Source organism: Thermodesulfobacteriota bacterium (assembly GCA_036397855.1).
Lineage (GTDB): Bacteria > Desulfobacterota_D > UBA1144 > Nemesobacterales > CSP1-2 > DASWID01.
Genome location: DASWID010000181.1, coordinates 1 through 20,755, shown reverse-complemented (window position 1 = coordinate 20,755; position 20,755 = coordinate 1). Strand labels below are relative to the sequence as shown.

Below are 20,755 nucleotides of genomic sequence, written 5' to 3'. Positions count from 1 at the left end.
ATACCAGAGGTAATTTGGCGTAGATATCCGAATTCGTTGGGGAAAGGCGGTTGATTAACTGGTTACTTATTAAACAATAAGTATTTTTCTGTAACAATAACGAAGGTTCCAAGATGCAACCTTTGATCGACAATCGATTTCGTTCGGGTATGACAGAATAATGGCTTCCCGATAAAACTCCCGCCCGTAAGTTTTTAATTGGTAGTCCTCGGGTATGACAAGGAATCATCCTTCGACCCTTCGATAGTTCGAAAAGCTCACTACTCAGGGCTCAGGATGCACGGATTTTATTCGGTGTCAACGTTTTTGAAGGTCGTCAAATCCATTCATCGCAGGATGACACGCGGAACGTTTGTTTCTTACAAAAATCCGCGTTTAGAAAAACCCGATCACACCGAGCATAACGAAGGGCAGGGTCGAAGTGCCAACTACATGCCGTGGTAACATAAGGGTAGGAATGGATGCCCAATAATACATCCACTCGAGTGCCGTAATCGGGCAATACACTTGCACGCCAGCGAACGGGTTCTGAGTTTAGGTGTTTTATTAAGATAGCCCTTAGGTTAAAAAACTTATTTAATACCCCTTCTCCTTACGAAGGCAGGGATTTCAAACTCGTCATCTAGAGTTTGTGTGGGCAACTTGGTCACTATCTCACTGACACTCTCTTCCTTTATACTCTGTATTCCCGTTGCGATAACCGTAATCTGAACGGCTCCTTTTAACGCCTCATCAAATACAAGTCCGAAAATCAAATTGACGTCTTCGTGAGCACGCTCTCTTATATAATTACAGGCATCATTTAGCTCTTCGATACCGAAGTCATGAGAAGCTGTTACATTTATTAGAATCCCTCGTGATCCATCTATTGATATATCTTCAAGTAATGGGCTAGTTATTGCTGTTTCAGCTGCAAGCCTTGCGCGATTCTCTCCTTCGGCATAGCCGGACCCCATCAATGCCTTCCCGCCATTTTCACCCATTATCGCTTTTACGTCTGCAAAATCTACGTTTATATATCCAGTTCCACTGATTATGTCCGAAATACCTCTAACAGCATTATAGAGAACTTCATCAGCTTTCTTGAATGCTTCAATTATGCTTATTTTATGCACAGCCGTGAGACGGTCATTGGGAATGATGATAAGAGTGTCAACCTCCTTCTCCAAGTTTTCTATGCCCTCTATTGCCTGTTTGTTTCTCTTGGTACCCTCAAACCCAAATGGTCTCGTAACAACCCCTATGGTGAGTGCACCATGTTCCTTAGAAGTTGCGGCTATAATCGGAGATGCCCCGGTGCCGGTGCCTCCACCCATACCGGCAGTAATAAATACCATATCGGCTCCTTCCAGCGATTCCGCTAACTTTGCTTGGTCTTCAAGAGCGGCCTCCCTTCCAAGAACGGGATTACCGCCAGAGCCAAGACCCTTTGTAGTTCTTGATCCAATCTGAAGTTTGGTTGACGCTCTTGATTTCTTTAGATCCTGCGAATCGGTGTTTGTAACAATAAACTCCACTCCACCTAGGTTTTTATCAATCATTGTATTTACAGCATTACCCCCTGATCCCCCTACACCGACGACCTTTATCCTTGCCTTTTGTTCAGGGCCAAAATCCTCGATTTCAAAATTTGCCATTAATTAATCCTCCTTAAGTCGAATACCGCTCATCAGATTTTAACCTAAAAAAACTCCTGAAACCAATTTTTCATACTATCAAAAACCTTTTTAAAAACATTTTCATCTCTTATACGGAGCTTATTCTCCCCGTTGTAATTTGTACCATAAAGCACAAGCCCTACCCCTGTGGAATAAACAGGATTTGCGATAATATCATTCAAGCCACCCAACTCAGTCGGAATTCCTCTTCTCACCGGGACGCCAAGTATCTTTTCCGCAAGGTCATCCGTTCCCTCCATTATAACAGTCCCCCCAGTGATTACCGCACCAGCAGGAATAAGATCCCTATACCCAGACTTTATTATCTCACTCCTGACAAGGCTGAAGATTTCCTCCATTCTCGGTTCTATAATCATCGCCAAATCCGCTTTTGGAATCCGCCTTGGCCTGCGCCCCCCCACACTTGGGATCTCAATACTCTCATCTAGAGATACAAGATCCGATAGTGCTACACCATATTTTTCCTTGATCTTTCTTGCCTCTCCCAGAGGAGTTGAAAGGCCAAGAGCTAAATCCCTATCGATATGATCTCCTCCAAGCGTTAGATTTTCCGTGTATCTGATGCTGCCCCCGACAAAAATTGCGATATCAGTCGTTCCTCCACCACAGTCGATTAAGACAACTCCAATTTCTTTCTCGTCTTGCGTAAGTACAGCTTGACTGGACGCCAATTGCTCCAATGCGATATCTGCGACGTCCATGCCTGCACGGTGAATACACTTTACAAGGTTTTGGGCAGCGGTGATCTGACCAGTTATAATATGAACCCTTGTTTCAAGCTTTATTCCACAAATTCCAATAGGATTTTTTATACCTCCTTGACCATCAACTATAAATTCTTGTGGTATAACGTGAATAATTTCCCTATCAGCAGGAATCAATAATGCGTTTGCAGACTCAATGACCCTCTCTACATCATGATCTGTGACTTCGCGATTTCTTAATGTTATCATTCCGTGTCCACTCATACCCTTGACATGACCCCCTGCAATACCCGCAAAGACAGTCCTTATCTCACATCCGGCCATATGCTCTGCTTCTTCAACGGCGTTCTTTATGGATTGAACCGTATTTTCAATATTTACAACAACGCCTCTCTTAAGACCGTAAGAAGGATAGGTTCCAACACCTATGATATCGATATCATTATTACTGTTTACTTCTCCGACAATAGCACACACCTTCGTCGTTCCAATATCAAGTCCTACCACCAAATTTGATTCCTTTCCCATCACAATTATTCCCTAGCCATCAAGCTTATAACTTAAATTCAACGATTCCCTGTTTTTCTGAACTTATATTTATATACTGCTCCATGAGATTAATCTTCCTCGTATATTTAATGATCTTTTCCATTTTATACCATTTCTCCGTGATGTTACCGCCGCCAAAGTCTACACGTCTCTTGTCTATTGTGAACACCGAAATTCCATATACCGCATCAACGTGAATTTCTGAAATTTCTTTAAGGTTCAAGACTTCGCTATTTATCGCTAATCTTCGAATCTCAAGTGCTTTTTCCAATAGGTCGTCATTGGATACACCGTCTCCCACAAGTACAGGAAAATCCAGTCCATATTCAAAATTAGCCTTACCTAGAATCTCTCCCGTGACAGTCATATACAGTAACTCCCCGTCCTCTCCTACTGCAAGCCAGAACGGGGCCGCTTCAGTTATCTGTATAGTGACCTTATGTGGAAGATGCCTTTTTATGGCCACCTCGGATATCCACGGACATTTCTTTATCTCTTCCTTAATTTCTTTCTCTCTAAAGAAAATAGTTGATTCATTCTTTCTGAGCCCAGATCTTTTAAGTACTTCTTTCTCGGTAATCCTTTTCGTCCCCGTTACTTCGATTTCAGTTATGTCAAATATCCTTAGATGTAAACATATCAGAACAATCACCGTGGATAAAGACAATATAAATACTAGTAATATTAGAGCATGCAGAGGCCTTAATCCCTTTTCTGTCAATTTAGATCCCCCTCTATAATTCTAACCTCAGTCTCCAGGTTGATTCCCCTTTTCAAAAAGGCCTCCTGCGTCGCGATTTCTATAAGCCTCAGGACATCAGACGTCTTCGCTTGCCCTGAATTAACGATAAAGTTTGCATGAATTTCGGAGAACTTTGCCCCACCCACTTTCAGACCTTTGAAACCAAGCTCATCTAAAAGTTTACCCGCCGGTATTTCAGGGGGGTTTTTAAATATAGAACCGGTATTAGACATCTTTATTGGTTGTGTCTTGTTCCTTTTATCTAGGAACTCCTTTACCATTTTTCCGCTCATGTCCTGATTGCCTTGATTCAGCTTGAACAAAGCCTTTGTCACAACACTCCCCTCTGGAAGATTACTCTTACGGTATTCAAATTGTAAATCATCTCTAGATAAAACATATTCTTTGCCTTTTCCCCAAATCCATACCCTATCGACAACGTCCTTTATTTCTCCTCCATTCGCTCCAGCGTTCATGAATACACCCCCTCCCACGGTCCCCGGTATTCCTGCCGCAAACTCGAAACCGGTTAATCCAGCTCGTATGGTTGTGTTCAAAATCGTGCCCATCACCGCACCCGTTTCAGCTAATACACCGCCGCCGTCTAAGAAGCTTATGTTCCTTAACTTCTTTGTTACAATCACAACTCCTCTAAATCCAATATCACCGATTACGGTGTTTGATCCTCCACCTAGAACAATCCATTTCATATCATAAGAGGAGAGAACATCAAGAATCTTTAATAACTCATCCGGAATCCGAGGATAAACGATTAAATCTGCGGGACCTCCGACACGCAAAGAGGTGAAGCGTTTCATAGAATACTTTCGATAATATTCACATCCAATTTTATCAAGCTCTGTTATAACCCTGTTCACGAAAGCTCCTCTAATAGTTGTTCCCCGATCATCCAGACATTACCAGCGCCTATTGTTACAACAATATCGCCCGACCTAATTACACTGGTTAAATCATCTATAACCCCTTCTGCATTTTCTACGTAAGACACATTTCTATTTCCCTTATCCTTTATTGCCCGAGCTAGCTTGGCAGACGACACACCTTCAATCGGTTCTTCTCCGGCAGGATATATATCAAGCAGAAAAAGCATATCAACATCACTAAGTACCCGCACGAATTCATCAAATAAAATACTTGTCCTAGTAAATCTGTGTGGCTGGAAAATTAATATAACCCTGCTAGAAAATGATTCTTTAAGAGTATTGAGCGTGACCCTGATTTCCTCCGGATGATGCGCATAATCATCTATGATTCGCACCCCATTGATCTCTCCCTTAAGCTGTATTCTCCTATCAATACCCTTGAATTCATGAAGACCCTCTTTAACATCTTCAAAGCTCATGCCTAACTCCATACCGACAGCAAAAGAGGCCAGAGCATTTTGAGCATTATGTCTTCCAGGAACATTCAGCCCTACACACCCCAGCAATGAATTCTTAAATAAGACCTTAAAATCGGTGTGGAATCCAGAAACACCGATGTCGTCTGCCCTGAACTCTGACTCGTTTGAAAACCCATACGTAACAACTCTCTTTTTAAACCTCGGAATTATTGATCTAATGCGCTCAGAATCAAGGCAAATAACTGCGAGTCCATAAAATGGCACTTTGTTCAAAAATTCAGAAAAGGCATATTCCAACCTTTCGATACTTTGATAATGATCGAGATGCTCTTCGTCTATATTTGTCACAACAGCGATAACAGGTGATAACATTAAGAACGACCCATCGCTCTCATCCGCTTCCACTACCATAAATTTTCCATTTCCAAGGTGGGCATTAGTTCCAAGGGACCTCACCCGACCACCGACAACGATAGTAGGGTCAAAGCCTCCGTACGCCAAAACGGTTGAGATCATAGATGTGGTTGTAGTCTTGCCATGACTTCCTGCCACCGCTATGCCGTATTTAAGCCTCATCAACTCCGATAGCATCTCCGCTCTCCTAATTACCGGAATGTTTCTAGATTTCGCCGCTATAACTTCGGGGTTGTCTTCTTTTATCGCCGATGAAATCACTACAACATCCGCAGAGCTAACATTTTCGATTCGATGTCCTAATGTGAAATGGGACCCCAGTCTTTTTAGCCTTTCCACAATCTCTGTTGATTTGATATCTGATCCCGTGACCCCATAGCCCAAGTTGAGAAGTACCTCGGCTATCCCGCTCATGCCTATACCACCTATCCCTACAAAATGAATGTTCTTAATTCTTCCGTACATCAACCCACCTCGACAATTCTATCGATTTCATCCACTATATCCTTTGTGGCGTTTGGCTTTCCTAGATTCTTAGATTGAATCGTCATCCGATCAAGTTTGTTGTTATTCAACAAATCACTTATAGTTTCAGCAATTTTCTCGGGAAAAGCGAGTCTATCTTCTATAATCACCGCCGCACCTTCCCTCTCAAGCACTTTTGCGTTCTCCAATTGGTGATTATTTGCCGAAAAAGGGTAAGGAATTAGAATTGAAGGCTTTCCAAGGACCGTAACCTCAGCTATTGTTCCGGCCCCTGACCTTCCGATGACCAGATCGCTTTCGCTATAGACATTTGCTATATCATCTATAAAAGGTAATACGTCTGCTTTGATTCCGTACCATTCGTATGTTTTCTTTACATCTTCGATATCCCTATTGCCTGTCTGATGGATAACAGATAGATCATTCCTTCCCAGCATTCCTACTGCTTTAGGGACAGAAACGTTGAGTTTATGGGCACCCTGGCTTCCACCCAACACAAGGATTTTTATTCCTCTATGATTCTTATAAGTCCTATTCACAGTTAGGAATTCAGGCCTCACGGGATTACCCACTACAATTGTTTTACCATTCGGGAAGTACCTTGTACTGGTCTGGAATGTCGCGAACACCCTCGTTACAATCCTGGCAAGGATTCGATTTGTTAATCCGGGTACCGCATTTTGCTCACAGATTACAGACGGGGTAAATAGTATAAATCCCGCAAGTACGACGGGACCCGAGACGTATCCACCTACACCGATAACCACGTTCGGTTCAAAATCCATAATAATCCTGAAAGAATCAAATATTCCTTTGATAGCAGATAGTACCCCTTTTAAACTTCTAACGAAACCCATACTCACTATGCCACCAGAATTTATAAACTTAAGATTGTATCCCTCCTTCTGAATCCTATCCACCTCAAATCCACTTTTTGTACCAATAAAGAGTATCTCATTAGCCGGATCCCTTCTTCTGATTTCTCCGGCAATTGAAATTGCTGGGAAAATATGACCTCCTGTACCACCGCCGGCTATTATAACTCTCATTTTCTACCAGACTTAGAAACACTAAGAATTAGACCCATCGCCGCAAGATTTGTCACAAGAGAGGTTCCACCATAACTGATAAAGGGTAGAGTCAAACCCTTTGTAGGAAATAGACCAACGGCGACAGCCATGTTAATCCCTGCCTGGAAAGATATGAGCAAGATACAACCGAACACGAGATAGCAACCGAACAGGTCCTTTGCCCTGATTGATACCCTTAGACTCCGTACTAGCAAAAACCCGAAACCAATTATGACGAACAGCACACCAATAAATCCAAGCTCCTCCCCAATTATCGAGAATATAAAATCTGTGTGAGCCTGGGGAAGAAAAAATAGCTTCTGAGTGCTATCACCGAGGCCAGTTCCCGTAACCCCTCCCATCCCAAGGGCAACAAATGATTGGATAGCCTGATAGCCAGATCCGAGTGGGTCCTTCCACGGATCCAGAAATGAAGCAACCCTTTTCATTCTATAACCTTCTGTAATCACAGCGAGTACAACAACAAACACCGAGGATACTCCCAATGGAACCATAAACTTTAGCTTCACGTCTCCAATGAAAAGCATTCCAAACAGCATTATTATTAGCGTTACAGACATCCCAAAGTCCGGCTCCAGTAAAACCAGTAATATGTAGATACCCGCGAATAAGAGATGTGAAAGAAATCCTACAACAAATGAATCCACTTTGTCCTTCTTCTTGGTGAGGGAATGGGCAAGATACAAAACCAGAATAAATTTTGCGATCTCGGATGGCTGAAAGGTCCATGAACCAAGCTCCAGCCATCGCCTAGCACCACTCACTTCTTTCCCAATACCAGGAATGAGCACTAATACCAGGATCAGTAACCCAAATATGTAAGCTGGGTAAACTATCTTCCTCAGATAGACATAATTAATCTTCATCAACGCAAACATAAGAAGCAACCCAATAGACAGATAAATAGCATGGCGTTTTAGAAAGTAGTTAGGATCCCCAAATTTCTCTAGAGCGAAAACAGAACTCGTACTGTAAACCATGAGCGTACCCATTGATATAAGAAACGTCACGGCTATAAAAATGCCCCAATCATAGCCCATGCCTTTATTAAGAAAGTCTTTGAACAAGTTCCTTGAATACCCTCCCTCTTTCTTCATATGATGAATACATATCAAAACTTGAGCACGCAGGAGAGAACAAAACCGTGTCACCACTGTTTATCCCTGCCACTGCCGCTTCCAAAGCTTCTTCAAGCGAACTAGCTAACGATGTATCAGAATAGGTACCCAACTGGCTCTGCATCCTGAATCGAGATTCCCCAAACAAAACGAGTAGCTTAACCTTGTTTCTGATCTCATCTTTCAAAATATCGTACTCTAAACCCTTATCTTTCCCACCGGATATAAGGATTATTGGATTCGCAAAACATTCGAGAGCCCTTAGAGTTGCACCAGGACTGGTTGATTTCGAATCGTTATAAAACTCTGCACCTCTTAACAAACGCACAAACTCAATCCTGTGTGGAAGAGGGTTGAATTCTGAAATTTGCTTTTCTATTTGTTCCGGGCGGCATCCTACAATTCTAGTTACAGCTACTGCCGCCATCGCATTTTCTATGTTATGAGCACCCAATAATTTCATATTGGTTAGATCGTACGCATCCTCGCCAAACCTGACGCATCTCCCATCGTAGAAAACACCATTTTCCATTCGCTCCTTTCCGAAGGGGATTTTTTTTGACTTTATCGTTGGCAGATACCCGGCAATGATGTCGTCATCCGCATTGTATATGGCCCAATCTCCACTGTCCTGGTTTAAAAATAGCTTCATCTTCGATTCCGAATATTCTTGAAAATCGTCATGATGATCCAGATGATTAGGGGATAGATTCAGAATCGTAGCTATGTACGGTTTAAATTCATCTATACCCTGAATTTGAAAACTGCTCAGCTCAAGAACGAGAAAATCATAGCCGTGATCCCGTTCTGCCACTTCTATAAGAGGAGTCCCAATGTTGCCACCAAGAAAAACCTTTCTTCCTCCCTTCTCTAAAATAGAAGCAATTAAATTACATGTCGTAGTTTTACCATTGGATCCAGTCACGGCTATCACCGGGGTCTTAATAAATCTAGAGGCAAGCTCTATCTCGCTCATTACTTCAATTCCATGAGCTACCGCTTCCTGAACAGGTGGTATATTGAAAGATACGCCTGGACTCAATACAACGGTGTCTGCCCACAGGAATGTCTCATTCCTATGGAAATCCGTTTCGATTCTCACATCCTTCTTCTCGAATTCTTTTATCTCGTTTGGAAGGTTTTCGAGCGGCATAATATCACTAACACGAATTTGCGCACCCTTGCCAAGCAAAAATTTCACGGTCTCGAGCCCTGTTCTTCCCAAACCGACAACGAGTATTTTTCTTTTCTCTAATTCCATGATTACATCACAAATTTGTTAATCAACCATAAAACACTCTTATCTCAACTTTAGTGTTGAAAGCGCCAGAAGAGACAGAACAAGGGAAATTATCCAGAATCTGATTACCACCTTTGATTCGGACCAGCCGCTCAATTCAAAATGGTGGTGAAGAGGAGCCATGCGGAATACCCGCTTTCCGGTGATCTTAAACGAGACAACCTGGATTATCACCGACATTGCCTCCATTACGAAGATTCCACCCACCAAAATTAAAAGGACTTCCTGTTTAATTATCAACGCTGCTGACCCGATTGCAGCACCAAGGGAAAGTGAGCCCACATCTCCCATAAATACTTGGGCAGGATGGGAATTGTACCAAAGAAATCCGAGACATGCACCGCCCACCGCTGCAAGGAAAACCGCCAATTCTCCTCCGCCTGGGATATACGGGATTTGAAGATATCTGGCAAATACAAAATTTCCTGAAAGATATGAGAATATGACGTATGTTGCGGTAGCGACGGCTATTGAACCGATGGCTAAACCGTCGAGTCCATCCGTTAAATTAACGGCATTTGAAGCGCCCACAACTACCAAAATTGCAAAGGGTATATAAAACCAGCTCAAATTGATAACAGCCTGTTTGAAAAACGGGATAATTACCGAAGTATATGGGAAATACGCTATCTCATTTACCCTGAGTGACATAGTGAACCCTTTGTACTCGGTTATGAGAAACAAAATGAAAAAAGCACCAAAAAAAATCTGTAAGGAAAATTTTACTCTTGCGCTCATGCCCTTCCCATTAATCAGTTTTTGTTTATCGTCTATCAGTCCTATGAGTCCATATGTAAACGTAAACAGTAGGGCAACCCATACCGATTCACTCAAAAAGTTCACCCAAAAAAAAGAGGATATTGCAATGGCCATGACAATAAATGCCCCCCCCATCGTTGGGGTACCAGCTTTGTTCTTGTGCTCTGGCGGACCATCTGACCGAATATTTTCCTTAAATTGTTTTCGCACCAAATAGTTAATAAACGTTTTTCCTAAAACCACGCTTATCAAAAAAGCTGTTACTCCTGCACCAAAAGAGCGAAACGTTATGTATTTAAAGACATTGAAAAGAATAAAATCTTCTTTCAGCAAGTATAGAAGATAAAGCATTTACAAACTACTCCTTAAAAAGCCTTTGAATAATATTTTCCATTTTCATTCCACGAGAACCCTTTATCAAAACTAGATCCCCGCGTCCCGCATAATTTTTGAGTTTTTCAGCAGCATCTTCATGTGTTTCAGCATAAATGCTCCTTGATTTCCACCTGAATCCTTCTAAGACACACCATCCAAATTCCCCATACGCAATTACATAATCAACCTCGAGTTCTCGAAGAAACTCGCCAAGCATTCTATGTTCGGTCATGCTTTCGCTACCCAGCTCTAACATATCACCTAGAACAGCTATAGTCCTTCCGTCGGATTTTAATCTAATTAGCTCTTCTATCGCCCTTCTCACCGAATCCGGATTAGAATTGTACGTATCGTTTATGATCTTAAAGCCGAAAGGAGAGTCTAAGACCTCCATCCGCATATACACAGGACTATACCTTTCTAAACCAGCCTGAATTTCTTCATCGCTACACCCAAACGCCAGGGCAATACCTGATGCGCACAGGGCGTTCATAACGTTATGAATTCCAATCCCTCTCATTCTGGCTGGAAATTCCTTACCATCTATGTTCATCATGAAACTAATTGCCGAAAACCCGTCTGTCACTACATCTCTTGCAGATATAATGACTCCGTGCGACTTAATACCGTAGGAAATCTTTATGCACTTAACGCCGGCGGCCATCTTCCGAATTAATGGATCATCCATATTAACGACGAAAGAGTTTGATTCGTCAAATCCCTCTATGAGCTCTCCCTTGGCATTTGCAACCCCTTCTATGCTCCCCAGCCTTTCCAGATGAGCCTTACCGATATTTGTAATTGCCCCAATGTCAGGATTGGAAATTTCGGTCATTCTCTTTATCTCGCCGAAATCATTCATTCCTAGCTCTACGACTGCAGCATTGTGGTGTTCGGTAAGCTTTAGTAATGTGAGAGGAAGACCGATAAGATTGTTGAAATTGCCAGAGTTCTTTAAGACGGAATACCGTAGTGACAGTATGCTAGAAGCCATCTCTTTTGTCGTTGTTTTGCCGTTTGATCCGGTTATAGCAGCAAGTTTTAATCCTTGGAATTTATTTCGCCATGCGCGTGCCACATCCCCTAGTGCTTTAAAGGTTGAAGGTACCCTTATTATTATCTTTCCATTCTTGGACTCATAGCCATCTTTTTCCACCACTGCTCCCTGCGCCCCTCTGTCGAGTGCCTCTGAAATAAAGTTATGCCCATCTAGCCTTTCACCCCTAAGGGCAAAGAATAGCTCATCGCCCAATATCTTATTTGAATCGGTCGAAACTCCTGAAAAATCAACATCTTTGTGCTTTGATACATTGCAACCTTCTATTGAATTCAAGACAAAACTCAGCTTTAGCATAATTTAATAGTTCACCCAATCATTTCTTTAATCTTATTTCTTGCGACTTCTCTATCATCAAACGGATTTTTCTTTTTCCCAACAATCTGGTAGTTCTCATGTCCCTTGCCCGCTATAAGCACACTATCGCCTTCAGATGCAATTTCAATCGCTTTCTCTATTGCACTGCGCCTATCAATCATTCTGAAATATGTTTTCTCTCTGAATCCTTCTTCAAACAAGCCAATTTCAATATCTTCTATTATCTTCTCGGGAGATTCGGTTCGAGGGTTATCCGATGTCACAATTAGTATATCTGAAAGCTCTCTACCAATCCGCCCCATTATCGGTCTTTTCATGGGATCCCTGTCACCGCCACATCCAAATACGAGTATTAGTTTACCTTTCGTGAGGGGTCTTGCGACTTGGAGAACGTTCTTTAGGGCATCCGGCGTGTGTGCGTAATCTACAAGGATGGTAATCCCAAGTTTGTTATCCACCCTTTCGAGTCTACCTGGAATCGACGATAAGCTTGAAACCCCCTTCTCAATCGAACCTGAAGACACACCTAGAGAAAGAGCGCTCGCTGTCGCAGCAAGGATATTAGAAAGATTATGCCTGCCTAGAAGATTGGATTTTATATCAATCCTTCCCCAGGGCGTTCTTACTCGTGACACAATCCCCTCATTTGTCAATTTTATTTCATCCGCAAAAACGGTTGCATGTCTATCTTCAATGGAATATGAAATAATGTTACCTGCTGACTCTTCAATGAGCTTCCTCCCGTATGGATCATCGACATTAATAACAGAGCTAATCGGCCTCTTATCACTTCTTTTAAGTACTTCGGTAAATAAACTCTTCTTAGTCATAAAGTAATTATCTAATGTCTTATGATAATCAAGATGATCCTGAGATAGATTAGTGAACACGGCTGCATCGAAATGACAACCTAAAACCCTTTTCTTGTCCAATGCATGTGAGGATACCTCCATGACCACATATTCGACGCCTGCTTTTCGCATATCTCTTAACAACGCCATCAAGTCGATGGATTCTGGAGTAGTCATATTAGATGTAATCTTTTCCCCTTGATATCTGTGCTCAACTGTCCCGATTACACCTACGTTCCTCTTCTCCTGCTGTAATATTGATTCGAGGAGATATGTTGTCGTCGTCTTTCCGTTCGTACCGGTAATTCCTACGAGTTTAAGTTCCTTTGTAGGATGATCATAAAAGTTTGAGGATATTTGAGCGAGTGAAGATCTAGAATCTTCGACCAGAATTACAGAAACATCCCTCAAATCAATCCCATCTATAGTTTCAACCAGAAGCGCCCTTGCCCCTCTATCGACGGCCTGTCCTATGAATCTATGGCCATCGGTACTTTCACCTTTGATCGCCGCGAATAAGAAACCTTCACTCACTTGATTAGAATCATGCGTAATCCCTAAAATTCTTACATTTTCGGACCCGAGTAACTTTTTAATTTTCACCCCTACGGTTAGCTCATTCAAAATCATATCGATTGCTTAAAATCTACTCTGCAAACCGTGCCTTCTTTAATTGCCTCTCCTGCTTTAGGTTCCTGAGATGTTACATAACCAGTTCCCTTAATCCTAACCTCTACCCCTTCATTCTCAGACCATATTAGAATCTCTCTCAGACTCTTTCCTTGTAGATCTGGCATTACCTTCGTCCCTACAAACTCAGTTCTCGGAGGGACACGGAGGTAGAAGAGAACCTTTTCAACAATACCCTTGAAAATGGGCGCCGCCACCGTCCCGCCATAAGAACCATTTTTAGGATTTTCTACGATGACAACAAGGGTAACCTTTGGATCATCGGTTGGACCAAATCCGATAAAAGAAGACATGAAACGATTTCCATAGTATCCGCCTGTCTTGGGATTCGGTACCTGAGCGGTACCCGTCTTGCCAGCCACTTTGTAGCCTGATATTGCAGCGTTTTTACCTGTACCGGATTCTACAACCTTCTCCATCATTTGGGTAATATTTTCTGCTGTATCATAGGAAATCACCTTACCTAGCACTTCTGGTTTATTTTTCGTAACCACTTTACCACCGGGACTAATAAGCTGTTCTACGATATACGGCTTAACTAAATATCCACCGTTTGCGATCGCGGAAAGAGCAGCCGCAATCTGGATTGAGGTTACAGCAATCCCTTGACCAAATGAAATTGTGGCAAGTTCCACAGGGCCCCACCTATTTGACTTTGTCATCATTCCGCTAGATTCGCCGGAAAGATCTATTCCAGTCTGTCTTCCGAAACCAAAACTGCTAAGCCGATCATAGAGCTTTTCTCTTCCCAAGGTTTCACCTATCTTCGAAGCGCAAATATTGCTGGATTTCTCTAAGATTTGAGCCACGGTAAGTACACCATAGGGGTGTACGTCTCTTATGATAGCTGGTCCAACCTTTCTTCTTCCGTTCTCGCAGTCAAATTTTGTGTCTGGATTTACTTTGTCCTCCTCCATTGCGGAAGCTAATATAAAAACCTTCATGGTAGAACCAGGCTCGAATGAAAACCAGATGGGTAAGTTCCTCCTCGTCTCAGAATTGGAATCCTTGTAAGAGTTTGGATCGAAAAACGGATAGGAAGCCATCGCCAAGATTGCACCTGTTTCCGAATTCATTAGCAATGCCATTCCTCGATCTGCTTTTGCCTTCTCTACCCCTTCTTTCAGCTCTTTTTCGACGATATGCTGAATTTGGGAATCTATGGTAAGTACAAGATCGTAACCAGATATGCTAGGTTCCAGAAAGTATGGAGTGCTCATTATCTTTCTTCCCCTGGCGTCCTTCTTTACGTTAATCTTCCCTGGTTTTCCGGTTAGTAGCTCATCATATTTGAACTCTATCCCCTCTATTCCCTTTGAATCAATATTAGTGAATCCTAAAACCTGCCCTACAAGCGTTCCGTTTGGGTACACCCTCTTTGGCTCTTCAATAAATCCCAAATCTGGGAAATTGTCACTCTTGATTTTTGCTATTATATTTGGCTCGACGAGCCTTTTTATCCAAACAAACGGTTTTCTTGTATTAATTTTATCAAGTATAGCTTCTTGTGAAAGTTTTAGATATTCAGACAATTTTTTTGAAAACACCTCAGGATCTTTTATGTCCTTTGCATTAACGTATATAGATTGAGTGTCAATATTTATCGCAAGCTCTTTTTTATTTATATCATATATCATCCCCCTTTTTGGAAGCAGGGTATAACTCTTTTGGTGCTGTTTTTTTGCTAGGTTAACCGCCCTCTCACGACTCAAAACTTGAAGGTCTAAAGCCTTTACAGAAACAACTGCAAAGAGAATTAGAATTAAAGTCCCAATAATTAATATTTTCGATGTAGGTTTTGTTAAATCTTTTCCTAGGGAGATTCTTTTAGAATTTTTTTTTCTCATTATCTCTTTTCCCCAACTACCGTGGCATGTTCGATATAGAAAACATCGTCCTGAGTAGGATATTTAAATCCTAGTTCACGAGCTAAATCCTCAATCCTTTGGGGTGATCTCAATGTCATGTACTCAGCCTCAAGAAAGCTCTTTTGATCTATGATCTCGTCTTCTGTTTTCTTGTTGACTGATATCTCATACCCTATTTTTGTTCCCTCAAGGCTGATACGTAGATACCCTAGAAACAGCATAATTATAAAAACAACTAAGATCACGAATTTTGTAGAGAAAATGAACTTCTCTAATTTTGATTTTCCTCTCCTCGTTTTTGTCATGATTAAATACCCTCTCCTACTCTCATTTTTGCGCTACGTGCCCTTGGGTTTTTGACTAATTCTTCAATAGTTGGAGCTAAAGGAGAATGAGTCAATACTTTAATACAAGACCTTTTTCCACATCCACACCTGGGCAATCCCGGTGGACAAATACAAGGATTGGACAACCTCTTAAAGGTTTTTTTCACAATCCTATCCTCAAGTGAGTGAAATGAAATAACGACTATTCGAGCCCCGACATTAAGAAGATTGACAGCCTTTTCCAAGAAAATGCTCAGATTTTCCAATTCATTATTCACCACTATCCTGAGCGCCTGGAAGGTTTTTGTTGCGGGGTGAATTCTAGAGGGATGAAATTTTTTGGGGATAGCATCTGAGACAATTCTTGCAAGTTGATCAGAGGTACGAATCGGATTTACGTGGCGAGATCTGATTATCTCTCTAGCTATCTTCTTTGCCCACTTTTCTTCACCGTAAACTCTTATGATCTTTGAGATCTCTTCTGCATCCAATTCATTAACCAGGTTATATGCAGTGAACCTAAGTCCAGCATCCATTCTCATGTCAAGTGGTTCATCCCTTAGAAAACTCATTCCCCTTCCACCCAACTCAATCTGATAAGAAGAAATCCCCAAATCCGCGATAATTCCATCAACCTTATAAATACCCAGAGCTTCAAGTTCCCTGTCTACCTGAATGAAGTTTTTATTCGCAAATATCACCTGGCTACCAAATTTTGAAAGGCGATTCTTCGCATACGACAATGACTCGGCGTCTGTATCGAATCCGATGACTCTGGCACTATGTTCAGAATGCTCCAAAATCTTCTCAGTGTGACCACCCAGACCTAATGTCGCATCAACATAAATGCGATTGGCACCGGGATTGAGGAAACTGATCACCTCTTGAGACATAACCGACTTGTGAAACAAATTCTCCCTTTCCAACAGAGCACTCTCCATTTTCTTATAGTCCCTCCGCCGCTAGAATCTCTCTGCTTCTTTTAAATTCATCATACGCCTTTATAGACTCTTCTTCCTCCCACACTTCCCTGGCCCATATTTCAAACTTCGTCAGCATACCAACCATCACTACCTCCCGGTTAATACGAGCATGGATTCTTAGGGATTGTGGTATTAGTATCCTTCCCTGGCCGTCGACTGAGCAATCTATCGCCCCTCCCATCAGATACCTCAGAAATGATATTACCTCCTGTCTAAACTGGGGAAGCTCGGAAACCTTCCTCTCAAGCTCATTCCATTCCCTCAGGGGATACGCGATTAAGCACTTATCGAAATTAGTAATTATAAGGGTCTCACCGTTATACTTCTCCCTTACCACCTCCCTGAACTTCGAAGGCACGCTGACTCGCCCCTTGTCGGTTACTGAATGCCCAAATCTTCCACGAAACATGATAGGCCCTTATGCCACTCTATACCATCTTCTTACCACTTTTATACCAATACAATGCCACTATATAAAAAACCATAAACTTTGTCAAGTAACTTCTTGACATTTTTGAAAATTTTTTTAATAACTATTAGCGGTTTTTGATGATTTCCGCAGATGGGAAGCACTATCAATATACATACTTTATATTAAGTGTTATTTACAATATGCTAAGATTATTATATATTTCTTCAATAGATTGACAGAATCAATATTAGTAACACAATGATTGAGACGATTATTGCACACCTTTATCCTTTAATATAAAATATGCCAAACATCTTTATAAAGCTGAAAAACCCAAGCCAAACAGTTTATTTTCAATCAATTATCGGCACATACACTCATATTGCCTGGACCCGAACAGAAAACGCTGAGGAGGGAATAATTAAGGTTGCCGCAACAGACGATACGATTTCCGAAGCAAGTCGCATACTCCAAGAGTTGAAGTCCGAAATAGAATTTGACGAAATTAAATAACCCTGCAGAAAGCTGCAGGGTATCAGCACATAAACAAACAGACTCTTGAGCAATTGCGGCGGACTGAAAAAGTTCCGAAGCAATCTCCTTCAACACTGGCAGAGCATCTCGTAATTCGACGGCAGAATCTTTGAAAGTATTTTCTTCATTTATCGTACTTTCCTTTCTAACTTCTTTGTCTTGATACAAAGAAGCAAAAATCAAGGCTGCCCAAAAATTTGCTAAAAATCATAAACTCCGACTGAAAAATTTAATCCAGCCGCAACCCACAAATTTTTTTTCACGTCTCCGTTTCTGAATTTCTTAACGCAATTTTTGGAATGCCGTTTAAGTCGTCCGTAAGATCGATAACATGGAAATCTATCGGGACAAGAATGTCCCGACTATCCATAATAAATACTGTCATCAACAACGATAGGCGGGGTTTTCCAACCCCGCATAGATAAAAGATAAGGAATGGAAACCTAAAGGTTTCCGCTCGCAATGAGAACGGAAACAATGTACCAAGCAACAGGGAATTCGCTAGTTAAATTTCCGTAATACCCTATAGCGATAATTGACCCTTGTTTTTCTCTTCATTTACAAGTTGCAAAAACCCCTCTAGCCCTGACTCGACCCCTCTCCTTATACCAGGAAATGATTTGGATCTTTCAAGAAACGTTTTCAAGTCCTTATCTCTTTTTGAGATAAAATCAAACATCTCTTCTCTATCTTCGGTGCCCTTAACGACGAGCTGGTTAATCTCCCTATACCATATCATTAATTGACGGTGATACTTCCGAAGTAATTGCGACCCATTTTTCGAAACATCAAAATGAGTAAATCCTATCAATTGGGGGTTGAGTGAAATCATGGTTTCGATGGATTTTATAGCGAGTTCGAGTTTGAATGGAGGCGGAGATATCGGAAGGAGAACATCAAGGCTCGGGATGTATATACCCGCAGCATCACCGGAGAATATAACTCCTTCTTTCTCAAGAAATATACAAACGTGATGACTTGCATGTCCCGGCGTCGGAACAATCTCGAACGAGATTTTGCCAAGCTTAACGTCCATCCTTTTTTCCACGGGGATAATTCTATTTTCCGGGACTGGCTCGGGTTTCCCATATATGTCTGCTACAAAGCCTAGAACCCTTTTAGATGCATTCCAAAGGACACTTTCAGGATCAATAAGATGCTCTTTCCCCCGTTTATGGACTATGACGCTTGCATTTGGAAAATGCCTTATTAAATTTCCCAGGGCACCAGCGTGGTCAAGATGTATGTGTGTGAGGAAAATAAATCTCACGTCCTCGAATGCCAGTTCAATATCTTCTAAGGCGCCAAGTATTTTTTTATATGTAGACGCCGGACCGACTTCAATTAAGGCGACTCCCTTCCCCGATTTTAACACGTAAGCACCGGTATATTCGCGCTCCCCGTCTACCTTGAGGTCGATGAACCAAAGACCCGGCATTTCCTCTTTTATCGAATATAACATTGACCCGAACCGTAATTTACTGAGCCCTAAAATCTTAACACGGCGTACTATTTAATAAACACATTCTCTTGATTGTTTTCATCCATCTAATATAAACTACACCCCTTAGTGAGTCACAAACACGAGATCACACGCTCAGCCGGATTGGTAGGGTCCCTTACATTCATGAGTCGCATCATGGGATTGGTAAGGGATATGGTAATCACGTATTTCTTCGGGGCAGAAGCCCAGACAGACGCCTTCTATGTCGCCTTTAGGATACCAAATCTTCTCAGAAGGCTTTTTGCGGAAGGCTCTTTAACTATCTCATTCATACCGGTTTTCACGAGTTATCTCGAAACCAAGTCAAGGGAAGAGACAAAGAGGATCTCAGATATAACCTTCACGTTGCTCTTTTTTGTTCTAGCCCTTGTGTCAATAGCTGGAATAATACTTTCTCCTCTCATAATTAAGCTTTTTGCCTCTGGGTTTAAGGGTGAAACATTTCATCTTGCGGTCACGCTGAACCGCATAATGTTCCCATACATTTTTCTTATTTCCCTGTCCGCGCTCTCCATGGGGATATTAAACTCCCTCAGGCATTTCTTCGCCCCGGCATTTTCACCAGTGATCTTTAATGTATTTATTGTGATGACAGTCATCCTTATTCACACAAGCCTCAACGTCCCCATTACATCCCTTGCAATAGGAGTGATCATTGGCGGAGTCATTCAACTTGTGTTTCAGCTCCCATTCCTAAAGCAGAGAGATTTTCTTTTCAAATTTAGAAAAAACTTTCGACACCCTGCAGTAAAAAGGATTGGATTACTAATGGTACCTCAGCTCTTCGGTCTCGCCGTGTATAACCTTAACATAATCGTAAACACCCAGTATGCATCCTACATGCCAGAGGGGACAGTCTCTTATCTCTATCTTTCCGAAAGGCTGATTGAATTTCCTCTTGGAATAGTTGCAGTATCCATCGCTACGGTCTTGCTCCCCAGCCTTTCTTCTCATATATCAAAAGGAGAGACAGAACTCTTTAAAGAAAATTACTCCTACGCTCTACGACTCATGCTCTTTGTAATGGTTCCGGCCCTGGTGGGACTAATCGTCCTCAGAGTTCCTATTTGCAACCTTTTATACCAGAGGGGTGAGTTCACCTATCTGTCTACTATAAATACCTCCCAGGCCCTTTTAGGATACGCCGTGGGAATTTGGGCCGTAGGAGGGATTCGGATTACTGCCCCAACATTCTATTCTATGCAGGATACCAAGACCCCTGTCATAATAGCTTTTTTGGCATTTATCATTAATGCCATCATAGGTTATCTGCTTGGATTTACATTTGGATTGAGACACACCGGACTCGCGCTGGCAAGCTCAATATCATCTATGTTTAATTTCGCCGTTCTTTTCATAATCCTCAATAAGCGAGTCGGGAAAATAGATATAAATGAAGCCATTATCCTTTGCATTAAGATTGCAGTAGCATCTATATTAATGGGGCTGCTCGCATGGGAAATATCTAAACGCGGGAATTGGACGGGTAGCGAAACCTCAATCGAAAAGATCCTATTCCTGACAATGTCCTTATTAGGCTCATCAGCGGTCTATCTTATAATATCAAAACTTTTAAAGATAGACGAGGTTGACCAACTCATAGGTCTCTTAAGAAGGAAATCCATAATCAAA

At 41.8% G+C, this 20,755-nt stretch carries 18 protein-coding genes; 2 read left to right on the top strand and 16 right to left on the bottom strand.

Annotated features, from left to right (window positions below):
* Positions 1–572: 572 nt before the first annotated feature.
* From ftsZ to mraZ, 15 genes are read right to left on the bottom strand one after another with little or no spacing between them, the layout of a single operon-like run.
* Positions 573–1,637, bottom strand: a complete 1,065-nt coding sequence (gene ftsZ, locus VGA95_13745) for a cell division protein FtsZ (GenBank protein HEX9667606.1) — start codon at positions 1,635–1,637, stop codon at positions 573–575.
* Between the two features lie 44 nt (positions 1,638–1,681).
* Positions 1,682–2,911 (bottom strand): cell division protein FtsA, encoded by a 1,230-nt coding sequence (gene ftsA / locus VGA95_13740; GenBank protein ID HEX9667605.1) that lies wholly within the window; start codon positions 2,909–2,911, stop codon positions 1,682–1,684.
* Positions 2,912–2,936: 25 nt separating this feature from the next.
* Positions 2,937–3,653 carry an FtsQ-type POTRA domain-containing protein gene (locus VGA95_13735; protein HEX9667604.1) on the bottom strand — a complete coding sequence of 239 codons (717 nt, stop codon included), beginning with the start codon at positions 3,651–3,653 and terminating at the stop codon, positions 2,937–2,939.
* Complete coding sequence (gene murB, locus VGA95_13730) at positions 3,650–4,552, bottom strand: UDP-N-acetylmuramate dehydrogenase (protein HEX9667603.1); 903 nt, start codon at positions 4,550–4,552, stop codon at positions 3,650–3,652. Before murB ends, VGA95_13735 begins: the two co-directional genes overlap by 4 nt.
* On the bottom strand, positions 4,549–5,916 hold the full coding sequence (gene murC / locus VGA95_13725) for a UDP-N-acetylmuramate--L-alanine ligase (protein ID HEX9667602.1): 1,368 nt from the start codon (positions 5,914–5,916) through the stop codon (positions 4,549–4,551). Before murC ends, murB begins: the two co-directional genes overlap by 4 nt.
* Positions 5,916–6,986 carry an undecaprenyldiphospho-muramoylpentapeptide beta-N-acetylglucosaminyltransferase gene (gene murG / locus VGA95_13720; protein ID HEX9667601.1) on the bottom strand — a complete coding sequence of 357 codons (1,071 nt, stop codon included), beginning with the start codon at positions 6,984–6,986 and terminating at the stop codon, positions 5,916–5,918. Before murG ends, murC begins: the two co-directional genes overlap by 1 nt.
* Entirely contained in the window at positions 6,983–8,095 is a 1,113-nt protein-coding gene (gene ftsW, locus VGA95_13715; GenBank protein ID HEX9667600.1) for a putative lipid II flippase FtsW, read from the bottom strand. Before ftsW ends, murG begins: the two co-directional genes overlap by 4 nt.
* Positions 8,076–9,407, bottom strand: a complete 1,332-nt coding sequence (murD, locus tag VGA95_13710; GenBank protein HEX9667599.1) for a UDP-N-acetylmuramoyl-L-alanine--D-glutamate ligase — start codon at positions 9,405–9,407, stop codon at positions 8,076–8,078. Before murD ends, ftsW begins: the two co-directional genes overlap by 20 nt.
* Positions 9,408–9,446: 39 nt before the next feature.
* Positions 9,447–10,556 (bottom strand): phospho-N-acetylmuramoyl-pentapeptide-transferase, encoded by a 1,110-nt coding sequence (gene mraY / locus VGA95_13705; protein HEX9667598.1) that lies wholly within the window; start codon positions 10,554–10,556, stop codon positions 9,447–9,449.
* Positions 10,557–10,563: 7 nt separating this feature from the next.
* Positions 10,564–11,913: a UDP-N-acetylmuramoyl-tripeptide--D-alanyl-D-alanine ligase gene (murF, locus tag VGA95_13700; GenBank protein ID HEX9667597.1), complete on the bottom strand. Its 1,350-nt coding sequence runs from the start codon at positions 11,911–11,913 to the stop codon at positions 10,564–10,566.
* A 32-nt stretch (positions 11,914–11,945) separates the two neighbouring features.
* The gene (locus VGA95_13695) at positions 11,946–13,436 is read right to left on the bottom strand and encodes a UDP-N-acetylmuramoyl-L-alanyl-D-glutamate--2,6-diaminopimelate ligase (GenBank protein ID HEX9667596.1); all 1,491 of its coding nucleotides are present in this window, start codon (positions 13,434–13,436) and stop codon (positions 11,946–11,948) included.
* On the bottom strand, positions 13,433–15,343 hold the full coding sequence (locus VGA95_13690) for a penicillin-binding transpeptidase domain-containing protein (protein HEX9667595.1): 1,911 nt from the start codon (positions 15,341–15,343) through the stop codon (positions 13,433–13,435). The genes VGA95_13695 and VGA95_13690 overlap by 4 nt, the downstream gene beginning before the upstream one ends.
* Complete coding sequence (locus VGA95_13685; protein HEX9667594.1) at positions 15,343–15,669, bottom strand: hypothetical protein; 327 nt, start codon at positions 15,667–15,669, stop codon at positions 15,343–15,345. Before VGA95_13685 ends, VGA95_13690 begins: the two co-directional genes overlap by 1 nt.
* A gap of 2 nt (positions 15,670–15,671) precedes the next feature.
* Positions 15,672–16,631, bottom strand: a complete 960-nt coding sequence (gene rsmH, locus VGA95_13680; GenBank protein ID HEX9667593.1) for a 16S rRNA (cytosine(1402)-N(4))-methyltransferase RsmH — start codon at positions 16,629–16,631, stop codon at positions 15,672–15,674.
* Positions 16,632–16,635: 4 nt separating this feature from the next.
* Positions 16,636–17,082, bottom strand: a complete 447-nt coding sequence (gene mraZ, locus VGA95_13675) for a division/cell wall cluster transcriptional repressor MraZ (GenBank protein ID HEX9667592.1) — start codon at positions 17,080–17,082, stop codon at positions 16,636–16,638.
* Between the two features lie 306 nt (positions 17,083–17,388).
* Between mraZ and VGA95_13670 the strand changes: the two genes are divergently transcribed.
* Entirely contained in the window at positions 17,389–17,598 is a 210-nt protein-coding gene (locus VGA95_13670) for a DUF4911 domain-containing protein (protein ID HEX9667591.1), read from the top strand.
* 544 nt (positions 17,599–18,142) lie between these two features.
* Here the strand turns inward: VGA95_13670 and VGA95_13665 are convergent.
* A complete protein-coding gene (locus tag VGA95_13665; GenBank protein HEX9667590.1) occupies positions 18,143–19,081 on the bottom strand; it encodes an MBL fold metallo-hydrolase in 939 nt (312 codons plus the stop codon).
* A gap of 108 nt (positions 19,082–19,189) precedes the next feature.
* On the opposite strand from VGA95_13665, the gene murJ reads away from it, so the two are divergent.
* Positions 19,190–20,755, top strand: a 1,566-nt coding sequence (murJ, locus tag VGA95_13660) for a murein biosynthesis integral membrane protein MurJ (protein ID HEX9667589.1), incomplete at its 3' end; no start/stop codon positions are given.

Excerpts from the sequence above, each read along its gene's own strand:
- ftsZ (HEX9667606.1), bottom strand. The coding sequence starts at position 1,637 with ATGGCAAATTTTGAAATCGAGGATTTTGGCCCTGAACAAAAGGCAAGG.
- ftsA (HEX9667605.1), bottom strand. The coding sequence starts at position 2,911 with ATGGGAAAGGAATCAAATTTGGTGGTAGGACTTGATATTGGAACGACG.
- murC (HEX9667602.1), bottom strand. The coding sequence starts at position 5,916 with ATGTACGGAAGAATTAAGAACATTCATTTTGTAGGGATAGGTGGTATA.
- murG (HEX9667601.1), bottom strand. The coding sequence starts at position 6,986 with ATGAGAGTTATAATAGCCGGCGGTGGTACAGGAGGTCATATTTTCCCA.
- murD (HEX9667599.1), bottom strand. The coding sequence starts at position 9,407 with ATGGAATTAGAGAAAAGAAAAATACTCGTTGTCGGTTTGGGAAGAACA.
- mraY (HEX9667598.1), bottom strand. The coding sequence starts at position 10,556 with ATGCTTTATCTTCTATACTTGCTGAAAGAAGATTTTATTCTTTTCAAT.
- VGA95_13695 (HEX9667596.1), bottom strand. The coding sequence starts at position 13,436 with ATGATTTTGAATGAGCTAACCGTAGGGGTGAAAATTAAAAAGTTACTC.
- VGA95_13690 (HEX9667595.1), bottom strand. The coding sequence starts at position 15,343 with ATGAGAAAAAAAAATTCTAAAAGAATCTCCCTAGGAAAAGATTTAACA.
- VGA95_13685 (HEX9667594.1), bottom strand. The coding sequence starts at position 15,669 with ATGACAAAAACGAGGAGAGGAAAATCAAAATTAGAGAAGTTCATTTTC.
- rsmH (HEX9667593.1), bottom strand. The coding sequence starts at position 16,631 with ATGGAGAGTGCTCTGTTGGAAAGGGAGAATTTGTTTCACAAGTCGGTT.
- mraZ (HEX9667592.1), bottom strand. The coding sequence starts at position 17,082 with ATGTTTCGTGGAAGATTTGGGCATTCAGTAACCGACAAGGGGCGAGTC.
- VGA95_13670 (HEX9667591.1), top strand. The coding sequence starts at position 17,389 with ATGCCAAACATCTTTATAAAGCTGAAAAACCCAAGCCAAACAGTTTAT.
- VGA95_13665 (HEX9667590.1), bottom strand. The coding sequence starts at position 19,081 with ATGTTATATTCGATAAAAGAGGAAATGCCGGGTCTTTGGTTCATCGAC.